Origin of the sequence: Capnocytophaga sp. oral taxon 380 str. F0488 (assembly GCF_000318255.2) — a bacterium.
Lineage (GTDB): Bacteria > Bacteroidota > Bacteroidia > Flavobacteriales > Flavobacteriaceae > Capnocytophaga > Capnocytophaga ochracea.
Genome location: NZ_KB291199.1, coordinates 36,581 through 60,476 on the forward strand (window position 1 = coordinate 36,581; position 23,896 = coordinate 60,476).

At 37.5% G+C, this 23,896-nt stretch carries 23 protein-coding genes and 2 tRNA genes (1 of these 25 only partly in view); 6 read left to right on the forward strand and 19 right to left on the reverse strand.

What is annotated here, in order from left to right:
• The 11 genes from HMPREF9078_RS11890 to HMPREF9078_RS05335 form a co-directional block, all read right to left on the reverse strand.
• Positions 1 to 37: transfer RNA gene (locus tag HMPREF9078_RS11890), tRNA-OTHER, on the reverse strand (it extends 60 nt beyond the left edge of the window).
• Positions 38 to 73: 36 nt separating this feature from the next.
• Positions 74 to 151 (reverse strand) — tRNA-Val (locus HMPREF9078_RS05290).
• Between the two features lie 110 nt (positions 152 to 261).
• Positions 262 to 2,376: an ATP-dependent DNA helicase RecG gene (gene recG / locus HMPREF9078_RS05295; protein ID WP_009419704.1), complete on the reverse strand. Its 2,115-nt coding sequence runs from the start codon at positions 2,374 to 2,376 to the stop codon at positions 262 to 264.
• 45 nt (positions 2,377 to 2,421) lie between these two features.
• Positions 2,422 to 3,471, reverse strand: coding sequence for a glutaminyl-peptide cyclotransferase (locus HMPREF9078_RS05300; RefSeq protein ID WP_009419705.1), 1,050 nt, complete (start codon positions 3,469 to 3,471; stop codon positions 2,422 to 2,424).
• A 1-nt stretch (position 3,472) separates the two neighbouring features.
• Entirely contained in the window at positions 3,473 to 5,149 is a 1,677-nt protein-coding gene (gene truB, locus HMPREF9078_RS05305; protein ID WP_009419706.1) for a tRNA pseudouridine(55) synthase TruB, read from the reverse strand.
• A 5-nt stretch (positions 5,150 to 5,154) separates the two neighbouring features.
• Positions 5,155 to 5,805 carry an epoxyqueuosine reductase QueH gene (locus HMPREF9078_RS05310; RefSeq protein WP_009419707.1) on the reverse strand — a complete coding sequence of 217 codons (651 nt, stop codon included), beginning with the start codon at positions 5,803 to 5,805 and terminating at the stop codon, positions 5,155 to 5,157.
• A gap of 55 nt (positions 5,806 to 5,860) precedes the next feature.
• On the reverse strand, positions 5,861 to 6,307 hold the full coding sequence (locus HMPREF9078_RS05315; RefSeq protein ID WP_002672071.1) for a GNAT family N-acetyltransferase: 447 nt from the start codon (positions 6,305 to 6,307) through the stop codon (positions 5,861 to 5,863).
• 156 nt (positions 6,308 to 6,463) lie between these two features.
• Complete coding sequence (pyrF, locus tag HMPREF9078_RS05320; protein WP_009419708.1) at positions 6,464 to 7,279, reverse strand: orotidine-5'-phosphate decarboxylase; 816 nt, start codon at positions 7,277 to 7,279, stop codon at positions 6,464 to 6,466.
• Positions 7,269 to 7,508, reverse strand: a complete 240-nt coding sequence (locus HMPREF9078_RS05325; protein ID WP_009419709.1) for a hypothetical protein — start codon at positions 7,506 to 7,508, stop codon at positions 7,269 to 7,271. The genes pyrF and HMPREF9078_RS05325 overlap by 11 nt, the downstream gene beginning before the upstream one ends.
• Positions 7,505 to 8,194 carry an NAD-dependent deacylase gene (locus tag HMPREF9078_RS05330; RefSeq protein WP_009419710.1) on the reverse strand — a complete coding sequence of 230 codons (690 nt, stop codon included), beginning with the start codon at positions 8,192 to 8,194 and terminating at the stop codon, positions 7,505 to 7,507. Before HMPREF9078_RS05330 ends, HMPREF9078_RS05325 begins: the two co-directional genes overlap by 4 nt.
• A 373-nt stretch (positions 8,195 to 8,567) precedes the next feature.
• Positions 8,568 to 8,858: an HU family DNA-binding protein gene (locus tag HMPREF9078_RS05335; RefSeq protein WP_255346883.1), complete on the reverse strand. Its 291-nt coding sequence runs from the start codon at positions 8,856 to 8,858 to the stop codon at positions 8,568 to 8,570.
• Between the two features lie 186 nt (positions 8,859 to 9,044).
• On the opposite strand from HMPREF9078_RS05335, the gene HMPREF9078_RS05340 reads away from it, so the two are divergent.
• Together HMPREF9078_RS05340 and yajC are read left to right on the forward strand one after the other, a co-directional pair.
• Positions 9,045 to 9,986, forward strand: a complete 942-nt coding sequence (locus HMPREF9078_RS05340) for a transcription antitermination protein NusB (RefSeq protein ID WP_009419712.1) — start codon at positions 9,045 to 9,047, stop codon at positions 9,984 to 9,986.
• Positions 9,987 to 10,061: 75 nt separating this feature from the next.
• Positions 10,062 to 10,370, forward strand: coding sequence for a preprotein translocase subunit YajC (gene yajC, locus HMPREF9078_RS05345; RefSeq protein ID WP_009419713.1), 309 nt, complete (start codon positions 10,062 to 10,064; stop codon positions 10,368 to 10,370).
• Positions 10,371 to 10,448: 78 nt separating this feature from the next.
• Here the strand turns inward: yajC and HMPREF9078_RS05350 are convergent, their stop codons facing one another.
• Positions 10,449 to 11,138 (reverse strand): PAS domain-containing protein, encoded by a 690-nt coding sequence (locus HMPREF9078_RS05350; protein ID WP_009419714.1) that lies wholly within the window; start codon positions 11,136 to 11,138, stop codon positions 10,449 to 10,451.
• Positions 11,139 to 11,509: 371 nt separating this feature from the next.
• Between HMPREF9078_RS05350 and HMPREF9078_RS05355 the strand changes: the two genes are divergently transcribed.
• Entirely contained in the window at positions 11,510 to 13,165 is a 1,656-nt protein-coding gene (locus HMPREF9078_RS05355; protein ID WP_009419715.1) for a ribonucleoside-diphosphate reductase subunit alpha, read from the forward strand.
• Positions 13,166 to 13,268: 103 nt separating this feature from the next.
• On the opposite strand, the gene serC is transcribed toward HMPREF9078_RS05355, so the two are convergent.
• The 3 genes from serC to HMPREF9078_RS05370 all read right to left on the reverse strand — a co-directional run bounded on the left by serC (position 13,269) and on the right by HMPREF9078_RS05370 (position 15,728).
• Positions 13,269 to 14,330, reverse strand: a complete 1,062-nt coding sequence (serC, locus tag HMPREF9078_RS05360; RefSeq protein ID WP_009419716.1) for a 3-phosphoserine/phosphohydroxythreonine transaminase — start codon at positions 14,328 to 14,330, stop codon at positions 13,269 to 13,271.
• Positions 14,317 to 15,282, reverse strand: a complete 966-nt coding sequence (locus HMPREF9078_RS05365; RefSeq protein ID WP_009419717.1) for a D-2-hydroxyacid dehydrogenase — start codon at positions 15,280 to 15,282, stop codon at positions 14,317 to 14,319. Before HMPREF9078_RS05365 ends, serC begins: the two co-directional genes overlap by 14 nt.
• Before the next feature lie 164 nt (positions 15,283 to 15,446).
• Positions 15,447 to 15,728 carry a GNAT family N-acetyltransferase gene (locus HMPREF9078_RS05370; protein ID WP_002672042.1) on the reverse strand — a complete coding sequence of 94 codons (282 nt, stop codon included), beginning with the start codon at positions 15,726 to 15,728 and terminating at the stop codon, positions 15,447 to 15,449.
• Positions 15,729 to 15,937: 209 nt separating this feature from the next.
• Between HMPREF9078_RS05370 and HMPREF9078_RS05375 the strand changes: the two genes are divergently transcribed.
• The 3 genes from HMPREF9078_RS05375 to mscL all read left to right on the forward strand — a co-directional run bounded on the left by HMPREF9078_RS05375 (position 15,938) and on the right by mscL (position 18,926).
• The gene (locus HMPREF9078_RS05375; protein ID WP_009417152.1) at positions 15,938 to 16,606 is read left to right on the forward strand and encodes an alpha/beta fold hydrolase; all 669 of its coding nucleotides are present in this window, start codon (positions 15,938 to 15,940) and stop codon (positions 16,604 to 16,606) included.
• A 413-nt stretch (positions 16,607 to 17,019) separates the two neighbouring features.
• Complete coding sequence (gene hemN, locus HMPREF9078_RS05380; protein WP_009419720.1) at positions 17,020 to 18,384, forward strand: oxygen-independent coproporphyrinogen III oxidase; 1,365 nt, start codon at positions 17,020 to 17,022, stop codon at positions 18,382 to 18,384.
• A gap of 158 nt (positions 18,385 to 18,542) precedes the next feature.
• Positions 18,543 to 18,926, forward strand: a complete 384-nt coding sequence (gene mscL, locus HMPREF9078_RS05385; RefSeq protein ID WP_009419721.1) for a large conductance mechanosensitive channel protein MscL — start codon at positions 18,543 to 18,545, stop codon at positions 18,924 to 18,926.
• 96 nt (positions 18,927 to 19,022) lie between these two features.
• Here the strand turns inward: mscL and HMPREF9078_RS05390 are convergent, their stop codons facing one another.
• From HMPREF9078_RS05390 to pckA, 4 genes are all read right to left on the reverse strand, one after another.
• Positions 19,023 to 19,922 carry a NifU family protein gene (locus HMPREF9078_RS05390; protein WP_009419722.1) on the reverse strand — a complete coding sequence of 300 codons (900 nt, stop codon included), beginning with the start codon at positions 19,920 to 19,922 and terminating at the stop codon, positions 19,023 to 19,025.
• A 26-nt stretch (positions 19,923 to 19,948) separates the two neighbouring features.
• Complete coding sequence (locus HMPREF9078_RS05395; protein WP_009419723.1) at positions 19,949 to 20,584, reverse strand: viroplasmin family protein; 636 nt, start codon at positions 20,582 to 20,584, stop codon at positions 19,949 to 19,951.
• Between the two features lie 88 nt (positions 20,585 to 20,672).
• Positions 20,673 to 21,746, reverse strand: coding sequence for a peptide chain release factor 1 (gene prfA, locus HMPREF9078_RS05400; RefSeq protein WP_009419724.1), 1,074 nt, complete (start codon positions 21,744 to 21,746; stop codon positions 20,673 to 20,675).
• A 113-nt stretch (positions 21,747 to 21,859) separates the two neighbouring features.
• The gene (gene pckA / locus HMPREF9078_RS05405) at positions 21,860 to 23,443 is read right to left on the reverse strand and encodes a phosphoenolpyruvate carboxykinase (ATP) (protein WP_009419725.1); all 1,584 of its coding nucleotides are present in this window, start codon (positions 23,441 to 23,443) and stop codon (positions 21,860 to 21,862) included.
• Positions 23,444 to 23,896: the final 453 nt, after the last annotated feature.

Consider the following 23,896-nt stretch of genomic DNA (forward strand, 5'->3'; position numbering starts at 1 on the left):
TAAGGCAGATGCTCTGAACCAGCTGAGCTAAGAATCCCTTTTAATTATGAAAACAACAATAAAATCCGAGTTTTGGTGGGTCCTACTGGATTCGAACCAGTGACCCTCTGCTTGTAAGGCAGATGCTCTGAACCAGCTGAGCTAAGAACCCTTACGTTTAATTCGGGTGCAAAGGTACTACTTTTTTTTAACTCTCCAAATTTTTTGGTAAAAAAAGTAGAAAAAGATTACAATGTAGTAAGTATTACCTTTTCAACTCCTTTATGAAATGTATGTCCAGAGGTTCTTATAGCGTTGTAACTGATAGAGTGTGTGGACTATGCGTTGGTTTGGGGGCAACTCTAAATTAGGGTCGGCTTTCAGTAGATCGATAGCCTGAAAGCGCGCTGCTTTTAGTATATCTTGGTCTTTTACAAGGTCGGCTATTTTTAGAGCGAGCACTCCACTTTGTTGCGTACCCATTAGGTCACCAGGGCCACGCAATTTTAGGTCTACTTCAGCAATTTCAAAACCGTCGTTGGTGCGCACCATCGTTTCCATACGTGTACGAGTATCGTTACTCATTTTGTTGTCTGTGAGTAATATACAATAACTCTGTTCACTGCCACGCCCTACACGCCCGCGTAGCTGGTGTAGTTGTGAGAGTCCAAAGCGCTCGGCACTCTCAATTACCATTACGGAGGCATTGGGTACATTTACCCCCACTTCTATCACGGTGGTAGCGACCATTATTTGTGTTTCATTACGTAGGAAGCGCTCCATTTCAGCATCTTTTTCAGCTGGTTTGAGTCTACCGTGTACCATAGAAACCTTATATTTTGGCAAAGGGAAGCTTGCCGTGATATAATCATAGCCTTCGGTAAGGTTCTTAAAATCTAACGCTTCCGATTCTTCTATAAGTGGATATACTACATAAGCTTGTCGTCCTTTATCTATCTCTTTTTTAATAAATTCATAAGTCTCTGCACGGTGGTTTTCAAACTGATGTAGAGTTTTAATAGGCTTACGCCCAGGGGGGAGTTCATCTATTATCGAAACATCTAAATCACCATATACACTCATCGCTAAAGTGCGTGGAATGGGGGTGGCGGTCATTACTAAGATATGAGGCGGAATAGTGTTTTTATGCCATAACTTCGAGCGCTGTTCTACCCCAAATCGGTGTTGCTCATCGATGATGGCGAGTCCTAAGTTTCTGAACTGTACTTTGTTTTCCAAAAGAGCGTGAGTGCCTATAAGGATAGAAAGCTCTCCAGACTGTAATTGTTCGTCTAACATTTTGCGTTCTTTAGTTTTAGACGAACCTGTGAGCAGTGCTACAGTTACTCCTGTTTCTTTTAGTAGTTCACTAATGTTTTGGTAATGCTGATTGGCGAGAATTTCGGTAGGTGCCATCAAGCAGGCCTGACAACCATTATCTACTGCTAAAAGCATCGTCATTAGGGCTACGATGGTTTTACCAGAGCCTACATCGCCTTGCAACAAGCGGTTCATTTGGGCATTTGAGCCCACATCGGCGCGTATTTCTTTCAATACTCGTTTTTGGGCATCGGTAAGCGGAAAAGGCAAATGATGGTTATAGAAGTTCATAAAAGCATCGCCTACATTCTTGAAAGGTTGTCCTTGGAACTTCTGTTTGTGCAGAAGATTCTTGCGTACCAACTGCACTTGTATGTAGAAAAGCTCTTCAAATTTGAGCCGTACAGAGGCTTTAGTAAGCAAAGTTTGATTTGTAGGAAAGTGGATATTGCGCATTGCCTCCTGCTTGGAGATGAGGTTCATAGAAGCGAGTATGTTATCTGGTAAATTTTCGGCAAAGCTATTGCCTATTTCTTCAAAAACTGTTTGTACTAATTGGCGCATCACTCTATTGGTAATGTTGCGTTTAGCTAATTTTTCGGTAGAGGGATATACGGGCTGAATACTGCTGTGTCCTGCCTTATTGAATTCCCTGAGCAAGTCCATTTCGGGGTGAGGCATAGAGAAAGTGCCTCCAAAGAAATTCAGTTTGCCAAAAATCACATAAGGTTCATTGATTTTTAGGGATTCGCGCAACCATTTGAGTCCTTTGAACCACACGAGCTCCATAGCGCCCGTATCGTCTACAAAGGTAGCAACAAGACGAGTACCTTTTTGGTGAGCCGACTCTACTGTACGTAAGTTTACTATCTTGCCTACGAGTTGCACCTCGGTATTATTGTTCTGCAATTCGTTGATTTTGTAAAACTTGGTACGGTCGATATACCTGTTAGGGAACAAGTTTAGCAAATCTTGATACTCATAGATACCGAGCTCTGTTTTCAAGAGTTCAGCCCGCTGATTGCCTACACCACGCAGGTAGTTGATGGGAGTATGTAAGATATTCTCTGGAATCATAAGAGCAAAAGTAATAAAAAAATACAAACACTAAGCTCACGTTATTTAATTCTTGTTTATAAAAACTACCTCAAATATCTTACTCCAATTCTTACCCGTGATGAAGAACGTATTACGCCTAGCGTGATAAGCAATGCCATTAAGAACATCTAGGTCAGGAGTTTGTTCTACTTTTTCTTTTAATCCTCGTACATCTACAACGCCTTCTATAGCACCATTATTGGGGTTGATAATCATAATACCATCTTTTAGATAAGTATTAGCATATATTTTCCCGTCTACAAATTCTAATTCGTTAGCATTGGTAAAAATAGATTTATTAGTACATAGTTGTAAACTGTCTACTTCTTCAAAAGTGTTAGGATTGAGTATCCAAATCTTTTCTGAACCATCACTTTTGTAAAGTTTATCACTACCGTTATGACAGAGTCCCCAACCTTCTTTACTTTTATTGTAAGAGAATGTTTTTAACAGTTTTAGCTGAGTATCATATACAAATCCTATATTTTCTCTCCAAGTGAGTTGGATAATTTTATCTCTAAAAACGGTAGCTCCTTCACCAAAATACATTGCTTGTAAAGGTACATTTTTGTACATTTCGCCCGTAAAAGGATTCCATTTGCGTATGGAAGATTCTCGGTATTGCCCTGTGCTTTCTACTAAAGTATCACCTATAAATTCTAAACCTTGAGTATAAGCCTGTTTGTCGTGGGGATATTCATTTAGTATTTTATAAGTATACAATTTAGGAGCTTGTCCTGCCAAAAGTAAAATTTCTTTTCGTACTTTATAAACTTCTCCTTTATCAGTATATACAGTTACTTCTAAAGGCTGTTTACCTAACATTAGGTTTTCAAGTACTATGTTCTCATTAGTAACAACAAGCTCTTGGTGATGAAACTGATAGCTAATCTTTACTATTTTACCTTCAAACTTAGGATTCACAACTTTTATCTGTAAAGTTTCTCCTATGTGGTATTCCTTCTTTTTAGGATACAGTTCTATATTGAAAGCGTCTTGCTTAGGTGGATTTGCATTTTTGCAAGCTCCTATTAATAAGAAACTTAATATGCAAATTAACTGTTGTAATTTCATTCTATCGTTTACTTTGAAAAATATAAGTAATAGTTCCTGTTTGCTCTTTTTTGCCTGTTACAGCATTAAATCTGGCTCTGCTAGCATATAGTAATGAGTTTTCTATAAGGCAATCATCATTGGTAGTTGAATTCATTTTGTCAAGAGCTGTTCTAATAACTCTTCCTGCTTCATCAACTGTAATAATAATTACTACTTGTCCTTCCTTTTCACAAGTAAATACAGGGTTAGGTATATTTCCTGTCCTGCCAGATAAGGCATATTTTACTAAAGTATTCTTATTTACTTTATTATCAGATGAAATTTTAGTTGTTTTTTGAAGAGTATTATCGTCCGATATTACTAAGTTAGACGACATTTTATTATTACTCACCAATTCTTCTTTAGCACTTTCCATCTCTTTAGAAGCACGCTCTGCCATTATTTCGTCTAAAGTTTTAAAATTCTCAGTATGGCGTAAGTCAGCATCGGCTTGATTATAGGCATTAGTAGTCAGTTTCGCATTCATAGCTTGAGAAAGATCAGGCGCATCAGTTTGTTCTTCTAATTTTGGAGGTTCATAAGGTAAATCATCTGGAGTGAGTGCCATTTCAATCATTATTTCTTTCTCTCTACTGTTTAGTTGTATCACCATAAGGGTTACTATCGTACCGAAAAGTATCAGTAAGGTAAGCATAATTGCCTTATCAGTATTTGAAAACATCGATAGAAAGTAGCGAAACTCATATTTGATTCCTGAGGTCTTTTTTTTCTTTTTTCGAGGAAAAATGGCTTCTATATTAAGGTCGGAAGTGTGTTGTTGTTTTTGTTGTTTATTAAGGCGTTCTCGTTCTCGCTCTTCATACACTTCATTAATAGATTTTTTCCTATTGTTTTGTGTGTTCAAAGTAGATTCTTTTCGAGCGAAATGGTCATTAAGAGTTGTTTTATTCTTATCGATAAATCGCTCGAATACAGTAGTGAGAATAATAGGTTTTGTTTGCATTTTTGGAATATGTATGTTTATAAATTCATCAGGCGTTAAGGCATCATTTACCGAGAAATCACCTATCTTAGTACGTCGCAATGCAGATAGATAGCCACCAGACCCTAAGGCTTTACCAAAGTCATTTGCCAAGGAGCGTATGTAGGTGCCTTTGCTACATACCACCTCAAAGTGCAACTTAGGAAACAGACTTGCATCTATATTGAAACTGTGAATATAGATAGTGCGCTGAGGAACTTCTATTTCTTTCCCGTCGCGCGCAAATTCGTAGAGCCGTTTGCCTTCTTTCTTGATAGCCGAAAATACAGGAGGTGTTTGCGTGAGCTTTCCTATAAACTGCATTCGCACTTGTTCCATCAGTTCAGGAGTGATATGGTCAGTAGGGTAGTGGGCATCTATTTCGGTTTCCTTATCGTAGGAAGGAGTCGTAGCCCCTACGGTGATAGTGCCCGTATAAGTTTTTACAGCGTCTTGTATTTCGGTAATCTTCTTAGTAAATTTGCCTGTACAAATCACTAATAAACCAGAGGCAAGGGGGTCTAATGTTCCTGCGTGCCCTATCTTTATCTTCTTGAGCTTATAGTGTTTGAGTATTGCCCATTTGATTTTGTTCACCGCTTGAAACGACGACCACTGCAAGGGCTTATCAATAAGCAAGATACGACCTTCTGTAAGTTCTTCTGGAGTTATCATACTATTCACTTTTCACTTCCGTAGTATTTTTCCCCTATTCGTATTTTTTCTCTTCCATTGGCTACTCGCCATTTGTTAGCATCGCGCAACGAGAAAGCACAACCGCAGTACTCTTGTTGGTAGAACTTCTCGTTTTTGCAGATTTCCATATTGCAGGCAGCACCTCCGTTTTTGCGCCAATTGTAGTCCCAATAGGTAAGCCGCTCATACTTGCTGGCAGCATTTTTACCTGCTTCATTCACTTGGTTAAGGTCTTTCCAACGCGAGATGCCCAGTGAGGTTGCAATGGTATCGAAACCGTTTTCGTAAGCATATAAAGCCGTACGCTCCATACGCATATCAAAGCACATTGCACAACGGCTACCGCGTTCGGGTTCAGATTCCATACCTTTAGCACGCGTATACCAGTTATCGGTGTCGTATTCAGCATCTACAATAGGTACGCCACACTTTTCAGCAAAGCGTATATTTTCCTCTTTGCGAATTTCGTATTCTTTTTGAGGGTGAATATTAGGGTTGTAAAAAAATATAGTAAACTCTATCCCCGATGCCTGAATAGATAGTATAATAGAGCCCGAGCAAGGCGCACAACAAGTGTGCAATAAGAGCTTTTTGCCATTATTGGGCAATACGAGATTCTTGTGGACTAATTCCATAGTATTTTTATTGTTTCCTTATCAGAGGGCAAAAATACAAAGAAATAGTAATATATCAAGACTCTGGTGGGTACATTTGTTTGAGAGCGTTCACATATACCTCTGCACCTTTGCGTTTAAAGCCTTCATTTTCATAGAGCTTAATAGCTGCTTCGTTAGTAGGTGAGGTAAAGAGCAATATTTCTCCCAAACCCAATTCTTTGCCTTTGGCGATAAGAAGTTGAATGAGCTGAGTGCCTATTTTTTTACCACGTGCCATCTCGTCTACCACCACATCTTCTATCCAACCTTTATAGCCCGAAATCACTCTGTAGATAGCCATAGAAGCCATTCCGTGTAGGCGACCGTCTTCTATATAACCTACTACATAAGGTGCTTTAGTTTTGTCTTGAAAAAGGTCAGATAGTCGTTGTTGGTAGCGCCTGCTCAACAGTGAAAAAAGTCTGTGAGCGTCATCTTCAATGGTTGGTGTAATGTTGCTTTTATTTAAAAATGTAATCATATTATTTAGTTGTTAGTCATTAGTTTACTAGTTTTTAATCACCATATTCTGCCAAAGTTTTAAACTTGTACAAAGTTGATATACCTATTACTTCTCATACTTATCATTTCTCTTGCTCCTTTTCATTACTACTCATTTACCACTTATCATTTACCATTAAGCATTAAGCATTAATTTCATCTTCTGTTGTAATTCCTCAGCTTTTTCACCTGCTACTTTGGCAAAGTCTTCGCCCTTAGAAGCGTAAATAATGCCTCTTGACGAGTTGATAAGCAGTCCGTAGTGGTCGTTCAAACCATACTTACATACCTCTTCTAAGCTGCCTCCTTGTGCCCCTACTCCTGGTACTAACAAGAAATGTTCAGGTATAATTTTGCGTATTTCCTTTAGGTATTCCACCTTGGTCGCACCTACTACGTACATCAAGTTTTGACTGTTTTGCCAAGTGAGTGAGGTGCGTAATACCTTTTTGTACAGCTCTTCATCGTTGAGTTTTTGCGTTTGGAAGTCGAAAGCCCCTTCATTAGAGGTTAGTGCTAAGAGAATGGTGTGTTTGTTTTCAAAAGCTAAAAAAGGCTCTACCGAATCCCTTCCCATATAGGGGGCTACTGTCACGCTATCGAATTGCATATCTTCAAAGAAAGCTTTGGCATACATACTTGAAGTGTTGCCTATATCCCCGCGTTTGGCATCGGCAATAGTGAAAATCTCAGGGTAGTGACGGTTTAGGTAGTCTATCGTCTTTTTCAAGGCACGCCAACCTTTTTCGCCGTGCGCTTCGTAGAAAGCTGTATTGGGTTTGTAGGCTACCGCAAATGGGTGAGTAGCCTCTATAATCGCCTTGTTGAACGCGAACAGCGGGTCTTCCTCTTTAAGCAAGTGAGTAGGAATTTTAGTCATATCGGTATCCAAGCCCACACATAACAGCGATTGTTTAGCTCCGATTTGCTGTATGAGTTGCTTAGTAGTCATTTTCTTCTATACGGGCGATTTCTCGTTCGTAGAAAGCGATAGCTTCTTCTATAAGGTTCTCGCTTTCAGCTTCTAACTCTTTGGTGTCTTCTTCGTCAAACTCTTCGAGCCATTCTACTTCATCGTCGTCTAAGTTCAGCACGAAGCGCGGATACTCTAAATGTACCACGAACATTGCGTCGGGCATATCGGTGTTGTCACCTAAAATAAATTTCGGGAAGTTACTCATTTTAATTCTTTTATTAGTTCAATAGCTTTGGCTACCCCCGTTGAAGCAACGTCTTTAATTACAGTGATTTTATCTTTACTACTGATGCTTGGACGTGGGTCTATATAATATATAGGTGTATCTTTCTTGGCACAGTTCATCAATCCAGCAGCGGGGTACACTTGTAATGAAGTACCTACAATAACCACTATATCGGCAGTTTCTACCTCTTCGGCAGCCTTTACAATCATTGGTACATCTTCGCCAAACCACACAATGTGAGGTCGTAATTGCGCTCCACTGGGGCTCAGGTCGCCCACTTTGATGTCGTCAGTACAGTCGTAGAGCGTATAGGGGTCATCTACTCCCCTCATTTTTAGCAGTTCACCGTGTAAGTGAATAATGTGATGGCTACCCGCACGTTCGTGCAAGTCATCTACATTTTGAGTGATGATTACCACGTCGTACTCTTTTTCCAACTCGGCTAATAATAGGTGAGCGGGATTAGGTTGCACATTTTTCACCTGTTTGCGCAAGCCGTTGTAGAAGTTCAATACAAGTTCAGGGTCTTTCTCAAAACCATAAGGTGTTGCCACTTGTTCTATATCGTGACCTTCCCACAAGCCATCGGCATCTCGGAAAGTTTTTACACCACTTTCAGCACTAATCCCTGCCCCTGTGAGGACTACTATTTTCTTCTTTTTCATATTGGTAATGTTAGTTATGGTCTTGTCAGAAAATTAATTTGCGCTTTCGTGCGCTTTGCACCTTGCCAAAGTTTCTAATTGCCTATCGTGCTACGACTTGCCTGTTGTGCTACGACTTTTAGCAAAGTAGAAGTCTACCAATTCCCTTCTTCTTATCTCTACTTTAGCATCAACTTAACTTCACTTTTCCTTCATTCATTGTTCATTCATTGTTCGTCTTTTGTTCGTCTTTTGTTCGTCTTTCCTATAAGCTTTCTATAAGCTTCTCCCAAATTAACCATTAATCATTAAATAAGGTTTCTATGCTAATTAACTCATCTACTAATAAATAAAAAAAAGTCCCTTTCAACTGAAAGGGACTTTTTTACTGCAATTACTTTTTGTTTACTGCTTCAGATAATTCAGCCCCTGCTTTGAATTTTACAACTTTCTTAGCAGGTACTTTAATTACTGCACCAGTACGAGGGTTGCGAGCCTCTCTGGCTTCTTTTTTAGCAACTGACCAAGAACCGAATCCTACGACAGCTACTTTGTCACCTTTTTTTAGAGCCTTTTCAACACTTGAAAAGAACGCTTCAACAGCTTTTTTAGAGTCGGTTTTTGTAAGCCCAGACCCTGCTGCAATTGCATCAATTAATTCTGATTTGTTCATATGATAACTTATAAATACAGTTAATAAGGACAAAGGTAGTAATATATTTCTTCATAGCAAGTATAAAACAAGAAAAAATGCGATTTTTAGTAAAAAATTAACATTTTAGGTGCTTTTTTAGTGCTTTTTTTTGGCTCGTTAAACCTTTTTTTCTACTTTTGCACTCTCAAAATAAAGTTAAGAAAGTTCTTACAAATTATGCTTACAAGACGACATATTAGGGCAAAAGTAATGCAATCAATTTATGCAATGCGTCAGAGCCAAAGTCAGGATTTAGACAAAGAATTGAAGTTCTTGCAAAACAGTGCTGATGAAATGCGACACCTATATTTATTAATATTATCACTTTTCATTGAACTGCATTCTTTGGCAACTCATCAACACAAAGTAGCTCAGAAAAAATATTTGGCTACTACTGAAGAAAGAACAGTACATCAAAAATTCTCTGAAAATCTTTTGCTCTTAGCCATCGTTCATAATACATTATTACAAGAAGCCATTGCTGATGCACGTATAAACCATTGGGAAATACACGAAGAGTATGTGCGTACTATATATAAAAACATTGTAGAAAGTGAGTTTTATAAGAAATACAGCAAACAAAAGAGCAGTTTTGAAACTGATAGATCTTTTTTAATGACTATTTTTGAAGAAATTATAGCTCCCGATGAGACAATATATGAATATATTGAAGATTATAATCTCACTTGGGTAGATGATTATCCTATTGTAAATACCTATATAAGTAGGTTATTTAGAGAAGTGCTCCCCACCTCGCCTGATAAATATTTTGTTCCTTCACTTTATAAAGATGAAGAAGAAAAAGAATTTCTTACAGGGTTACTAAAGAAAGCAGTGCTCAATGATAGTAAGTGGGAGAATGAAATTATTAGTAGAATGACAGGTTGGGAGAAAGATCGTGTAGCTGTAATAGATAGTATATTGTTAAAAATGGCTGTTTGTGAAATGCTTAGTTTTCCTAGTATTCCAGTGAAAGTAACACTTAATGAATATTTAGAACTTGCCAAGGAATATTCTACTACTAAAAGTAGTGCATTTATTAATGGTGTAATGAAAAATGTACATAAAGAACTCGAAGAAAAACAACAAATAAAAAAGATAGGAAGAGGACTTTTATAATTGAAAGCCAAAAGCTAAAAGTTTCTAATTACAATTTTCTAAAATAACTAAAAACTAATAATTAAATTAATAAATATGCAACAATTGATGAACAGTGGTTTACTACCTCTTATATTGATAATCTTAGTATTCTACTTTTTTATGATTCGTCCGCAAATAAGACGACAAAAACAAGAAAAAAACTTTATTGAAGGAATGAAAAGAGGCGATAAAGTAATTACTAAAAGTGGTATGCACGGACGCATTGTAGAACTTACTGATGATACTTGTGTCTTAGAAACACTTTCAGGAAAAATCAAATTTGAACGTTCTGCTATTTCTATGGAACTGTCAGCTAAATTAAAAGACGATAAGAAAGAAATTCAAGACAAGAAAGAATCATAGTCATAGAAAGAACCAAAAATGAGAGCGTATCTATTGCAATAGATACGCTCTCATTTTTATTGTGATATTTGCAAAAATCTAATTCGTAGAAAATAATTTTGCAAAGAAACTCTTGCGTTGCATCATAGTTTCTTCTTCGTGATGTTCTTCACTAAATATATCATCAGAAATTTCATAGTCTCCAATGTTAGTATCAGTGTGAGGCATATTAGGGATAGGATCAAAGTGAATTTCTCGCTTGCTTTCGTCCATAATATCCATAATATATTCAATATATGATTTGCCTTGTTTTTCTAAAAAGCCCTTAAAATAACGATTACTGAGCTCCATATCTCCTATTTTTTCAAGTTTAAGGAGCGTTTGATATAAAGGCTCAATATGCTCTGTAATTACATACTTAGGTACTGAATGCTGACGAGCCATAATAGTAACAACATCCCCAATAATATTCCTGCCTACTTCAAAATCGGTAATTACCCAATAATACTTACCCGATTTAGCTAAGTTTTTAATAATAGCGTGAAAGTTCCTCCCCGCCAAAATATTATCCCAAGTAATCTTAAATATGATTTTAGGCATATCGGGGTGACGAATGATGCTATGTGGTTTTCCTAATAATTCAACCGCAGGATAACCACAAACGTCTATAAATGTTTGATTTACGTCAGTAATAGCACCCAACTTATCAGTAGTACTGATAATAGTTTTTGTTTTATCCCACACTACTTCTTCATCAATAGGTATAGGTCTAGTAATTAGTTCTGACATAAGATTTCCTTTTATACTTAACGCTACAAAAGTACAAAAGTTATCTGAAAGAACAAAATATTTTAGATAAAATTGTACTGCTATTTTGTTTTAAATATAACAATTCTTTTTAACACGTTGATTTGTAGTAATTAACAGCTATATTTCTACTCTTCTATATCTTCTTATTTTTAATAGTTTTTGCTTTCCCATACATTTAATTTTTATTATTTTAGCTATTCAAGTAATATAAAAGTATAACTGTATGTTAAAAAATTATCCTAAGAGGCTGATTTTGCTATATTGTTAAAAACTTTGTTAATAACTTATTTTGGATAGAGGGTGAAATTAGAATATAAAGCTGTTACTTTGCACCCCGAAAATAAAAAGTTATGAACGAAGAAAAAGACATTTGGTGGCTCAATGAAGAGTCTGAACAAATCCTCAATAGAGGCTATTTACTAAAAGGAGAAAGCGTAGAAGGTGCAATAGACCGCATTACAAGTGCTGCTGCACATAGGCTTTATAAACCCGAATTACAGCCCGCTTTCAAAGAAATGATTACTAAAGGGTGGATTAGTTTCTCATCTCCTATTTGGGCAAATATGGGTACTGAAAGAGGTTTGCCTATTTCTTGTTTTAATGTGTACGTACCTGATAGCATCGAGGGGATTACTCATAAACTTGGAGAGGTGATTATGCAAACCAAAATAGGAGGAGGTACTTCTGGTTATTTTGGCGAATTGCGTAGTCGCGGTTCTGCAGTTACCGATAATGGTAAATCAAGTGGGGCGGTTAGTTTTATGAAGTTGTTCGATTCAGCGATGGACGTTGTATCACAAGGAGGAGTAAGACGTGGTGCTTTTGCTGCTTATTTAGATATAGACCATCCCGATGCCGAAGAGTTTCTACAAATTAAAGATGTAGAATTCCCTATTCAGAATCTTTTCTTTGGTATTTGTGTACCTGATTATTGGATGCAAGAAATGATAGATGGTGATGTAGAAAAACGTCGCCTATGGGCTCGTGTCTTGGAGTCTCGCCAACAAAAAGGATTACCTTACATTATCTTTACCGATAATGCCAATCGTAATCGTCCTCAAGTGTATAAAGATAAGGATATGCTCATCCGTTCAAGTAACTTGTGCAGTGAGATTATGTTACCTTCTAATGAAGATGAATCGTTCATTTGCTGTCTTTCTTCTATGAACTTAGAGCTCTTTGATGAGTGGAAAGATACAAAAGCAGTAAAGTTAGCGGTATTCTTTTTAGATGCGGTACTTTCAGAGTTTATAGAAAAAACAAAGGGTAATTACTATTTACAGGCAGCTCGCAATTTTGCTATTCGTCACCGTGCTTTAGGTTTGGGTGTGTTAGGATATCATTCTTATTTGCAACGCAATATGATACCTTTTGAGAGCTTTGAGGCAACTCAGTTCAATGCCCGCGCTTTTAGATACATTCGTGAAGAAGCTGATAAGGCAACTAAAGAGTTAGCTCATATTTATGGAGAACCAGAAATTTTAAAAGGATATGGTAGACGAAATACTACCACTATGGCAATCGCTCCTACCACTTCCAGTTCGGCTATTTTAGGACAGGTATCACCAGGTATCGAACCTTATTCGAGCAATTACTATAAAGTAGGGCTTTCTAAAGGGAACTTTATGCGCAAAAATAAGTATCTCACTCAACTTTTGGAGGAAAAAGGTCTTAATAATGAAGAGGTATGGCGTTCTATTCGTTTGAATAATGGCTCTGTACAACACTTGCAAGAGTTATCTCAATTAGAGAAGAATGTGTTTAAAACTTTTAAAGAGATTTCACCGATGGAAATTATATCACAAGCAGCACAGCGTCAAGCGTACATTGACCAAACGCAGAGTTTGAACTTAAATATTCCGTCAGCAATGCCTATTCGCGATGTAAATAAAGTGCTTATTGAGGCTTGGAAATTAGGAGTTAAAAGTTTGTACTATCAGCGCAGTCAATCAGTAGCAAAAGAAATGATGATGAATTTTGTAAACTGTAGTAGTTGTGAAGCTTAATACATTTGATTATAAAGTCTTAGAGATTAAATAACATATTGTATAATACAAAATAAGTCCGATATTTGTATCGGACTTATTTTGTTTTCTATATTATTCTTCTTTATGCGGTGCGTTCAAATTCTTTAAGTATATCTACTAATACTTGTACACTTTCTAAAGGCAAAGCATTGTAGATAGAAGCGCGATAGCCTCCTACACTGCGGTGTCCTTTTATTCCACTGATATTGGCTTCTTTACACAAAGCGTCAAAGCGTTCTTTGGTGCTTTCATCGGTGAGGTTGAACACTACATTCATTAGGGAGCGGTCTTCTTTGTTGGCATACCCTACTACTAATGGATTGCGGTCGATTTCTCCATAAAGCAAATCGGCTTTAGCTCGGTTGCGTTTGCCTAAGGCTTGTAATCCACCTTGTGCTTGTATCCATTCGAGTACTAAAAGGTTCACATATACTGCAAAAGTAGAGGGCGTATTGAACATACTATCGTTTTTAATATGCAACTGATAGTCCATCATCGAAGGCAGTTTCCTACTTACCTTGCCCAATATATCCTTCTTCACAATCACCAAAGTAGACCCCGAAGCTCCTAAATTCTTCTGTGAACCTGCATAAATCAAACTAAATTGTTTGTAATCTAACGGACGTGAGAAAATATCAGAACTCATATCGGCTACCAAAGGGACGCTCGTTTGAGGTAAACTGCGGTACTCGGTACCGTAAATCGTATTATTGGTAGTGATGTGCAGATAATCGATATCAGTAGGGACGGTTACATTTTTTGGAATATACTTATAACCATCGGCTTTAGAAGAGGCTATTACTTCGGCATTGCCAAAGAGAGCAGCTTCTTTTTGTGCTTTGTTAGCCCAAGTACCTGTATCTATATAAGCAGCTTTAGTTTCGAGCAGGTTGTAAGGTACCATCAGGAATTGCATACTTGCTCCTCCCTGTAAAAAGAGTGCCTCATATGAATTATCTAAACCTGCAATTTCCAATGCCAATGCACGAGCGCGTTCTATCACGCGTACAAACTCTGGACTGCGGTGTGATATTTCTATTACCGATAAGCCAGTCCCCTCAAAATCTAATAAGGCTTCAGAGGCTTTTTGGAATACCTCAGGTGCTAAGATAGAGGGGCCTGCGCTAAAATTATGCTTTTTCATTTTCCTTATGTTCTGTTTTATATTTTACGATAAAATCTTCTACTTGGCGTTTCAAGATACGCCACAACTTATCTTGTGCGTATTCGCTCGCCCAAGCCACGTGAGGAGTGTAAATCACACGAGGGTGGTTGGCTATTTTTAGTAGAGGGTCGTTAGCCATTGGCGGTTCTTCTTCAAACACATCGGTAGCAAAGCCCATTATACGATTGCTTTCTATAGCTTCATATACCGCCTGAGGGTCTACTATAGCCCCACGAGCCATATTGATAATTAATGGTTTTTTACGCAATTTAGAGATGAAATCTTCATCTACTAAATGCTTAGTCTCAGGAGTAAGCGGACAGTTAAGCGAGATAATGTCACTCTGTGCCAATACCTTGTCGAACTCAGTATATTCTTTACTGCGTGGGGCTTTACCTTGGCGTTCAGCCCATAGCACTTTCATACCAAAGGCTTCAGCTACTTTACTAATAGCTTTCCCTATGTTGCCTACTCCTATAATCCCTAAGGTTTTGGTATGCAATTCAAACACCGGTGGCTCAGTAAGGCAAAAACGACCATCTTTTTCCCAAGTACCATCTTCTACACTTGTGTGATAGGTTTTTAGGGCACGCATAGCCGATAGTAACAACAAGAAGAAGTGTTCTGTTACACTTTCAGTAGAGTAACCCGCTACGTTTTTCACTTCTATACCCAAGGCTTTCGCAGCCTCTTTATCAATATTATCCATACCCGTAGCAGTAAGGTGAATGAGCTTAAGGTTAGGCAACTGCCTAAGGATACTCTCATCGAGTTTCACCTTGTTCACAATAGCTATATCAGCAGGTTTGAGACGTTGAACAATTTCATCGGGAGCTGTTTTTTGGAAGGCTACCCATTGGGCTATCCCTTTTGGGATATCTACATCTATGCGCTCAGAGAGCGTGTTGCGGTCTAAAAATACGGCTTTCATATAATATATTATTAATTCTTTTTTATCTACATAGTTAAGAGAGTAGGGGAGAGCCCTGCTCTTTTTGTTAGAGCGTATACCTTACATACTCTGCCCTCGCATACTTCATCTGTATATAATCAATGTAAAACGAAGTTTTTTAATTAACCGTTAATCATTAACTATTAAATCCTGATACCAGCAGGAAGTATGTCTTTACACTCCTTATTACGCTTAAAAAAAGCAATAGCTACTGGGCAAACGGGCACCACTCTATATTTTTTCTCAGCTACTAAGGCTATTACCCCTTTAAAGAATTCATCAATGAGCGCTTCGTCCGTCGTTTCAGGTAGCAATGTTTTGGTAAAGAATATCTTACGCTCCTGAATAGCGTATTCTACAAAGGCAAGTTCACCGTTGATTTTGGCTTGGTATTGACGTGAAAATTCGCTGTCTATTACTTCCATTGTACTATGTTTTTAATTAGTAATATTCGTTATTTGACAAAAATGTTGTACTTTTGCTTCTGTCTAGATAAGAGATAAGAAGTAAGAGATGAGCATTATACCTCATTCACATACCTAACTATCGTTAGTTTTTACTTTTTACCTATAACCTGTTACTCATTTAAAATTTGGTGCAAAGTTACTTATTTTTCGTAAAAAAGCAATATCAAATGAATATAAAAGATAATCTTTCTATTTATTTAATGCCTGGAATGGCTGCCAGCCCTAAGATTTTCGAGCGTTTGCAATTCCCCAACAATTTCCGTGTGCACTTACTCGACTGGATTACTCCCGAAAAAGAAGAAAGTCTAGCTCACTATGCAGGACGTATTGCAGTAGCAATTACCGAGCCTTCTCCTGTGCTCTTAGGGGTGTCTTTTGGAGGAATTATTGTACAAGAGATAGCTAAACAACTGAACGATTATCGAAAAATAGTCCTCATTTCCAGCGTAAAAACGCAGTACGAACTGCCTAAAAAAATGCTCTTGGCACGCTATACAAACCTGCATAAGTTATTGCCCACTCGTACTATCAGCGATTTGGAGTTTTGGAAAAGATTTTCTTTTTCTGAACTGATGACTAAACGAATAGCTCTATACGAGAAATATATAGGAATGCGCTCCCCTGCCTATCTCGATTGGTCAATAGACCGCATAGTGAATTGGCAACAAAAAGAACCTTTACCCCACACAGTTCACATTCACGGAGATAAAGATCCTGTTTTTCCTATTCAGTACATAAAAAATGCTATTGTAGTAAAAAATGGTACTCATATTATGATTATCAATCGGTATAAATGGTTCAATGAAAACCTTTTAAATATATTGCAGTCAAATTAGAAAAGTACAAGATTAAAAGAGTCTTGCTATTTTTTCTGCAAACGAATCTAAACATAGATGTCTAATATTCAATATTCAAATAACTTTTCTTTGCCTTAGGTTCGTTATTCCTTCGTTCATCGTTCGTCTTTTGTTCGTTGTAGAGCCACTGTAGACCCACTGTAGAGCCACTGGAGAGCCACTGTAGAGCCACTGTAGAGCCACTGTAGAGCCACTGTAGAGCCACTGTAGAGCCACTGTAGAACCTCTTGTTGTTCGTCTTATAATTATTTATCTGTATAGCTTATCCCGTCATTCGTCCCTCGTCATTAGTTTGATATTATTGGCATTACGGTATTAGCGAATCTATATTTTTTTCTTTTCTCTTTTCACTTTCCACTTTTTTTTATACCTTTGCCCCGTTTTTAGTGAAAATGGCAATATCTCTCATTCAAAAATACAATGTAGCTGGACCTCGCTATACTAGCTATCCTACTGTTCCCTATTGGGATAGTAGTACTTTTTCTACTGAAAAATGGTTGGAGAGCTTACGAAAATCTTATGCTGAGAGCAATAGTACCGAAGGGATTAGTCTATACATTCATTTGCCTTTCTGTGAGAGTCTTTGTACTTTCTGTGGTTGTCATAAACGCATTACTAAGCGCCACGAAATGGAAGCCCCTTATATAGAGGCAATACTTAAAGAATGGCAGTTATACACTGATTTTTTGGAAGAACGCCCTCGTATTAAGGAAATACACTTAGGGGGAGGTACGCCTACCTTTTTTGAACCTTTGCAGTTGCGCCGTTTGATAGAAGGTATTTTTGAACGTGCTGATAAAGCTGATGCTCACGAATTTAGTTTTGAAGGTCATCCTAATAATACCACTGAAACTCACCTACAAACGCTTTACGACTTAGGTTTTAGGCGCGTGAGTTATGGCGTACAAGATTATTCGCCTAAGGTACAAAAAGCCATTCACCGCATTCAACCTTTTGAGAATGTACAGCGTGTTACCCAGCAAGCCAGAGCTATCGGCTATACCTCTGTAAGCCACGATTTGGTTTTTGGTTTGCCGTTTCAAACCTTAGACGATGTACTCTTTACTATTGATAGGAGTAACACTCTTCGTCCCGACCGTATTGCTTTTTATAGCTATGCGCACGTACCTTGGATAAAAGGCAGTGGGCAACGCGGTTTTAAAGATGAAGATGTGCCCACAGGCGAAGTAAAACGAGAGCTGTATGAAGTAGGAAAACAATACTTATTGAAAGCAGGATATGCCGAAATAGGAATGGATCACTTTGCTTTACCTACTGATAGTATGTATAAGGCTTTCAAAAATCATCAATTACATCGCAACTTTATGGGCTATACAGCCTCCAAAACGCAAGTGATGATAGGCTTAGGAATGTCTTCTATCAGCGATAGTTGGTACGGTTTTGCCCAAAACGAGAAAGATTTAGATGCTTATTATGCACGTCTTGAGAAGAATGAAATACCCGTGTGTAAAGGGCATATTCTCAATAAAGAAGATTTAATTATTAGGCGTCATATCCTCAACTTGATGTGTCAGTTTACTACTTCTTGGAACGACGAATCTCTTCAGTTTCCTGAAATAACAGAAGTAATAGCACATCTTCAAGAAATGCAAAACGATGGTTTACTGCATATAGCAGGTAATCATATAGAAGTCCCCGATGAGGGAAAACCTTTTATTAGAAATATCTGTATGGCTTTCGATTTGCACTTACAACGCAAAATGCCTAATACCAAAATATTTAGTATGACTGTGTAAAGTTATACTTAACCATCATAGTGATTGAGTTTTTTAGTTAGTGATGAAAAGGGACAGTTGTGAAATTCGTCCCTTTTCTTTTTGTATTTCGGAAAAAAGTATTATTTTTGCCCCGAATTAAGTAACAAATTATTTTTATAAACTTAAAATGAATCATTATGGGATTTTTAAAAGAATTTAAAGAATTTGCCGTAAAAGGTAACGTAGTCGATTTAGCCATCGGGGTTATCATTGGGGCTGCTTTTGGTGCTATCGTATCATCATTAGTGTCTGATGTTATTACCCCTTTGTTATTAACACCTGCTTTGAAAGCTACGGGTGCTGAACACTTAGAAGGTTTGGTATGGAATGGAGTAGCTTATGGTAAGTTTCTTGCCGCTGTAATTAACTTCTTCTGTATTGCACTTGTATTGTTTATGCTTCTAAAAGGTATCAACAAGCTAAACAAACAGAAAAAAGAAGAAGGGGCTCCCGCTGCACCAGCTGGTCCTACTCAAGAAGAGTTACTTACTGAGATTAGAGATTTATTGAAAAATAAATAAGAAGAATTTCGTGTAACCGCAACACTACACATTTCAAGAATTGTTTAACTAAACCACGCTCCATATGGCGTGGTTATTTTATTTCAGAAAATGTTCTTATCCGTTAAGAGCGTTTACACTAATATAAGGGTTTTGTAGCTTATCTTTTAAGATGACTTCAATTCCCTTTTTTAAGGTTAGGGTAGAGGAGGGGCAACCACTACAAGCTCCTTGCAGTATTACCTCTACGTAATGCGTTTCTGGATTGTACGAAATAAACTGAATATTTCCTCCATCAGAGGCTACAGCAGGTTTTACAAACTCATCTATAATAGCTACAATTTGTTTTGATACCTCATCAGTAGTAACCATAGAGAGTAGTCGTTCTTGTGTTGCTTGCTGATGTCGTTTAATTTCAGAAGAAGAAATAAGCATATGCCCTTCTGAAAGATAATTCTTAATAAATTCTCGTATATTAGGGGTAACCACTGCCCACTCTTTGTTATCTTTTTTAGTAACTGAAATATAGTTATCATCAAAAAATACCTCCTCAATAAAAGGAAACTGAGTGAAAAGAGCTTTAGCCATAGGAGCCTCATCAGTCTCCTCTATATGCTTATATTCTATAATAGTAGGAACAAGACGTTTATTGGCTACAAATTTCATTACCGAAGGGTTAGGTGTGGTTTCAGTATATACGGAAATAACCTTCTTTTGTTCACCCTCAGTACTTACAATTTCTCTCCCTGACTGTAAATAAAACAACACTTGCTGTGCCACTTCTTCTTGTACGTCTTTCCATTCTATAATTGGAAATCGTTTCAACGCAATAAAATTACTCGAGATATATACTGTCTTTACAAAAGGAAGGTAAAACAGCTCTTTTGCTAAGGGTGAGTTTTTAGCTTCATCAATATTTTTATACTCGTAACTACCTTTTACTAAGGCTTTATTCGCCTCTAATTTAATAATATCAGGACTCGAAGTAGGCTGTACAGATAGAGTAATATCAGTCATTTATTTTTTAGATTTAAGAAGAAAAGTTAAGAGTCTTTTCTACCAAAGTCCGCAGGATTTTCGCCCCACGCTTTGGTTTCCCATTTGAGAATACGATTAGGATAAGTATTTTCTTGTAGCCATTTTTCAGCACGAGTTATTAGTTCAAATATTTTTGTATTATAAGATGTCTTTCCAAGCTTAGTTTTACATACTTTTTGTTGTACCCAGCGCATTGCTATTTCACTATCCGAATAGATAGGCATTGTAAGGTTGCGTTGTTTTAAGAAAGCCAAAGCGTGTACTATAGCCAAAAACTCCCCTATGTTATTGGTGCCATCTTTCATAGGTGAAAGCCTAAAAATCTCGGCTTGTGTCTCAGTATCTACCCCCCGATATTCCATTATACCAGGGTTACCGCTACAAGCAGCATCTACCGCAATAGAAGGTAAAATAGGCTTCCCGATAAGTTTTAATGCATCTGATGAAAGAGTAGGCTCTTCTATCTTTTTACCTTTGTACGTTTCATAATTCCCTGCATAGGCTTTTTGTGCCATTTCTTCCGTAGGAAAACTTTTGTATTTAGCGTTCGGAAAATTATTAACAGCCCTCTTACATTCAGCCCACGAGGTAAAGACCCCCGTTTGGTGTCCCTCCCATACTACATAATACTTCTTTGCCATCTCACAAAATAAATAGGATTGCCAAAAAGAATATAGCAGCTACTATCGCTACAATAACAATATTGCTATTTTCTTTTTCAATAATAGTTTAAAAAACATCTCCTTCTTTTAGCTTCTCAGCATTTTCAGCCAATTGAAGTTCATCGATAAGACGTTGTACATCACCATTGATAACATTTTGCAAATCATAAAGGGTAAGACCTATACGGTGGTCGGTTACACGCCCTTGCGGATAGTTATAAGTGCGTATTTTAGCTGAACGGTCACCGCTGGAAACCATTGATTTCCTACGAGCAGAATCAGCTTCCATCTTCTTTGCCAGCTCCATTTCATACAAACGTGAACGCAATACTTTAAGTGCCTTTTCAAGATTCTTGTGTTGCGATTTCTCATCTTGGCAACGCACCTCAATGCCTGTAGGAATATGTTGCAACTGAATAGCCGAATAGGTTGTATTCACAGACTGTCCTCCGGGTCCCGTAGAAGTAGTACGAATGATTTTCACATCAGCCATATCAAGTTCCACATCAAATTCTTCTGCTTCTGGCAATACAATTACAGTTGCTGCCGAAGTGTGTACGCGCCCTTGTGTTTCTGTTTGAGGCACTCGTTGTACGCGATGTACTCCTGCTTCAAATTTTAAGGTACCATATACATTGTCTCCCGTTACTTCAAAGATAATCTCTTTATACCCGCCAGCAGTTCCTTCATTAAAGTCCATTACTGAGGTAGTCCAGCCTTTACTTTGGCAGTATTTGGTGTACATACGGTATAGGTCGCCTGCAAAGATTGAAGCCTCATCTCCACCTGTTCCTGCACGAATTTCCATTACGGCATTCTTAGCATCTTCAGGGTCTTTGGGGATAAGCATATACTTGATTTCTTCTTCTAACTGAGGCAAACGCTCTTTGCTTTCCTCTAATTGTAACTTTGCCATTTCCACCATTTCGGCATCGCTGCCATCAGCAATAATTTCTTCAGCTTCTTGCAAGTTTCCAGTTACATTTATATACTCATCGCGCTTATCCATCAGTTCTTTAAGGTCTTTATATTCCTTATTGAGCTGGATATAGCGCTTTTGGTCTGCAATAATATCAGGTTGAATGATTAAGTCCGAAACTTCGTCGAAACGTTGTTTTACGATATTTAATTTGTCAAGCATTTTTTATCTTTAAATTCTATTTGGGGTGCAAAAATAGTAATAATATTAGTAAAAAACAAAAATAAAAGGCTGTTCTTAAATGAACAGCCTTTTGAATATGGTTATCTAAATAATTACAATTTAGGAGCTCCAGCAAGGACGTCAGCACTTGCACCTTCAGCAAATTTTTTGTCTTTGAAGTTTTGTACAAATGATTCAGCCAATTCTCTCAGTTTAGCACTGAATTGTGCTTTGTCACTCCAAGTATTTTCTGGGTTCAAGATGCTTTGGTCTGATACACCTTCACAAGATTGAGGTACTTTGAAGCCAAAGATAGGTAATTCTTTGTACTCAACATTGTTAAGTTTGCCGGTAAGAGCCGCAGTGATAAGAGCACGAGTATCTTTCAAGCTACATCTTTTCATTTTTCCGTTGTAACCAGTGTTTACCAACCATACGTTTACGCCAGTTTCTTTGATTTTCTCAGCCAAACGTTTTCCGTATTCAGCTGGGTGAAGTGGCATAAAGGCAGCACCGAAACAAGCAGAGAAAGTTTTTTGAGGGGTAGTGATACCTACCTCAGTACCGGCTACTTTTGAAGTATAACCAGAAACGAATTGGTAAGCAGCTTGTTCAGGAGTCAATTTAGAGATTGGAGGCAATACACCATAAGCATCAAAAGTAAGGAAGAAGATGTTCTTAGGATTGTGTCCTATAGAACCTGGCTGGATATTTGCGATGTAGTAAATAGGATAAGAAACACGAGTGTTTTCAGTGATATCAGTGCGAGAGAAATCAACTACACCTTTATCATCCATAATTACGTTTTCAAGGATAGCACCTTTTTTAATAGCTGCGAAGATTTCTGGTTCTTTTTCAGCAGTAAGGTCTACCACTTTAGCGTAGCAACCACCTTCAAAGTTGAATACAGTATTTTCTGGAGTCCAACCGTGTTCGTCGTCACCAATTAAATGACGGTTAGGGTCAGCAGAAAGAGTAGTTTTACCAGTACCAGAAAGTCCGAAGAAGATAGCAGTATCACCACCTTTACCTACGTTTGCTGAACAGTGCATTGGCATAGTATTACGGAACACAGGCAATTCAAAGTTCATAGCTGAGAAGATACCTTTTTTAATTTCTCCGGTATAACCTGTACCACCAATCAAAGCAATTTTTTTGGTGAAGTTCAAGATAGCGAAGTTAGCCTGACGAGTACCATCTACAGCAGGGTCAGCTTCAAAACCAGGTGCATTTACTACCAACCAATCTTCTTTGAAAGAAGGAAGTTCGCTATCATCTATACGTAAGAACATATTATAAGCGAAAAGGTTGCTCCAAGGAAGCTCAGTAATGGTACGAATGTTAGTACGGTATTTAGGATCTGCACAAACATAACCATCGTGAACGTAGATTTCTTTGTTAGATAAGTAAGCTACTACTTTTTCATATAGTTTGTCAAATTTTGCAGGTTCAAAAGGAATGTTAATACTTCCCCACCATACGCGATCTTTGGTGATATCATCTTTTACGATGAAACGGTCTTTAGGAGAACGCCCTGTAAATTTACCTGTTTTAATAGCAATAGCTCCTGAAGAAGCTTCAACGCCTAATTTTTTATCCAAAGTTTCTTGTTGTAGTTCGTCAGCAGTTAACTGATAACGAACATTAGCGTTCTTAATTCCGTATTTATCAACGGAAAGTGTTTTTGGTTTACTCATAATGTCTTAAATTTGATATTAATTTAACAATTCTTTTTTATCTAATAGCAATATAAAATTGCCTCAATTTTTGAGAGGTCTCTCAAAAACCGGTGCAAATGTACAAATTAATTTTGATACTGAAAAATATTTTTTAATGTTTTTTTGAAGTTATTTTTACGAGCATTTATAACACTCTATATACTACTTATTTACCTGTATTTTCAAGCTCTAATAAAAGATTTTTAGGTTTTATAATAACACTCTAAATCATCTTATCTTTACTTTATTTCCATTTATCTTTTGTTCATTCTTTATTTGCCTCTGCGGCTCGCACTATCATTTATTTGTTTCTTATTCGTCATCTATTCGTCTTTTCTCTATCTGCCCGTGCGACTCGCACCATCATTTATTTGTTCTTTATTCGTCATCTATTCGTTTTTTCTCTATCTGCTCGTGCGGCTCGCACCGTCA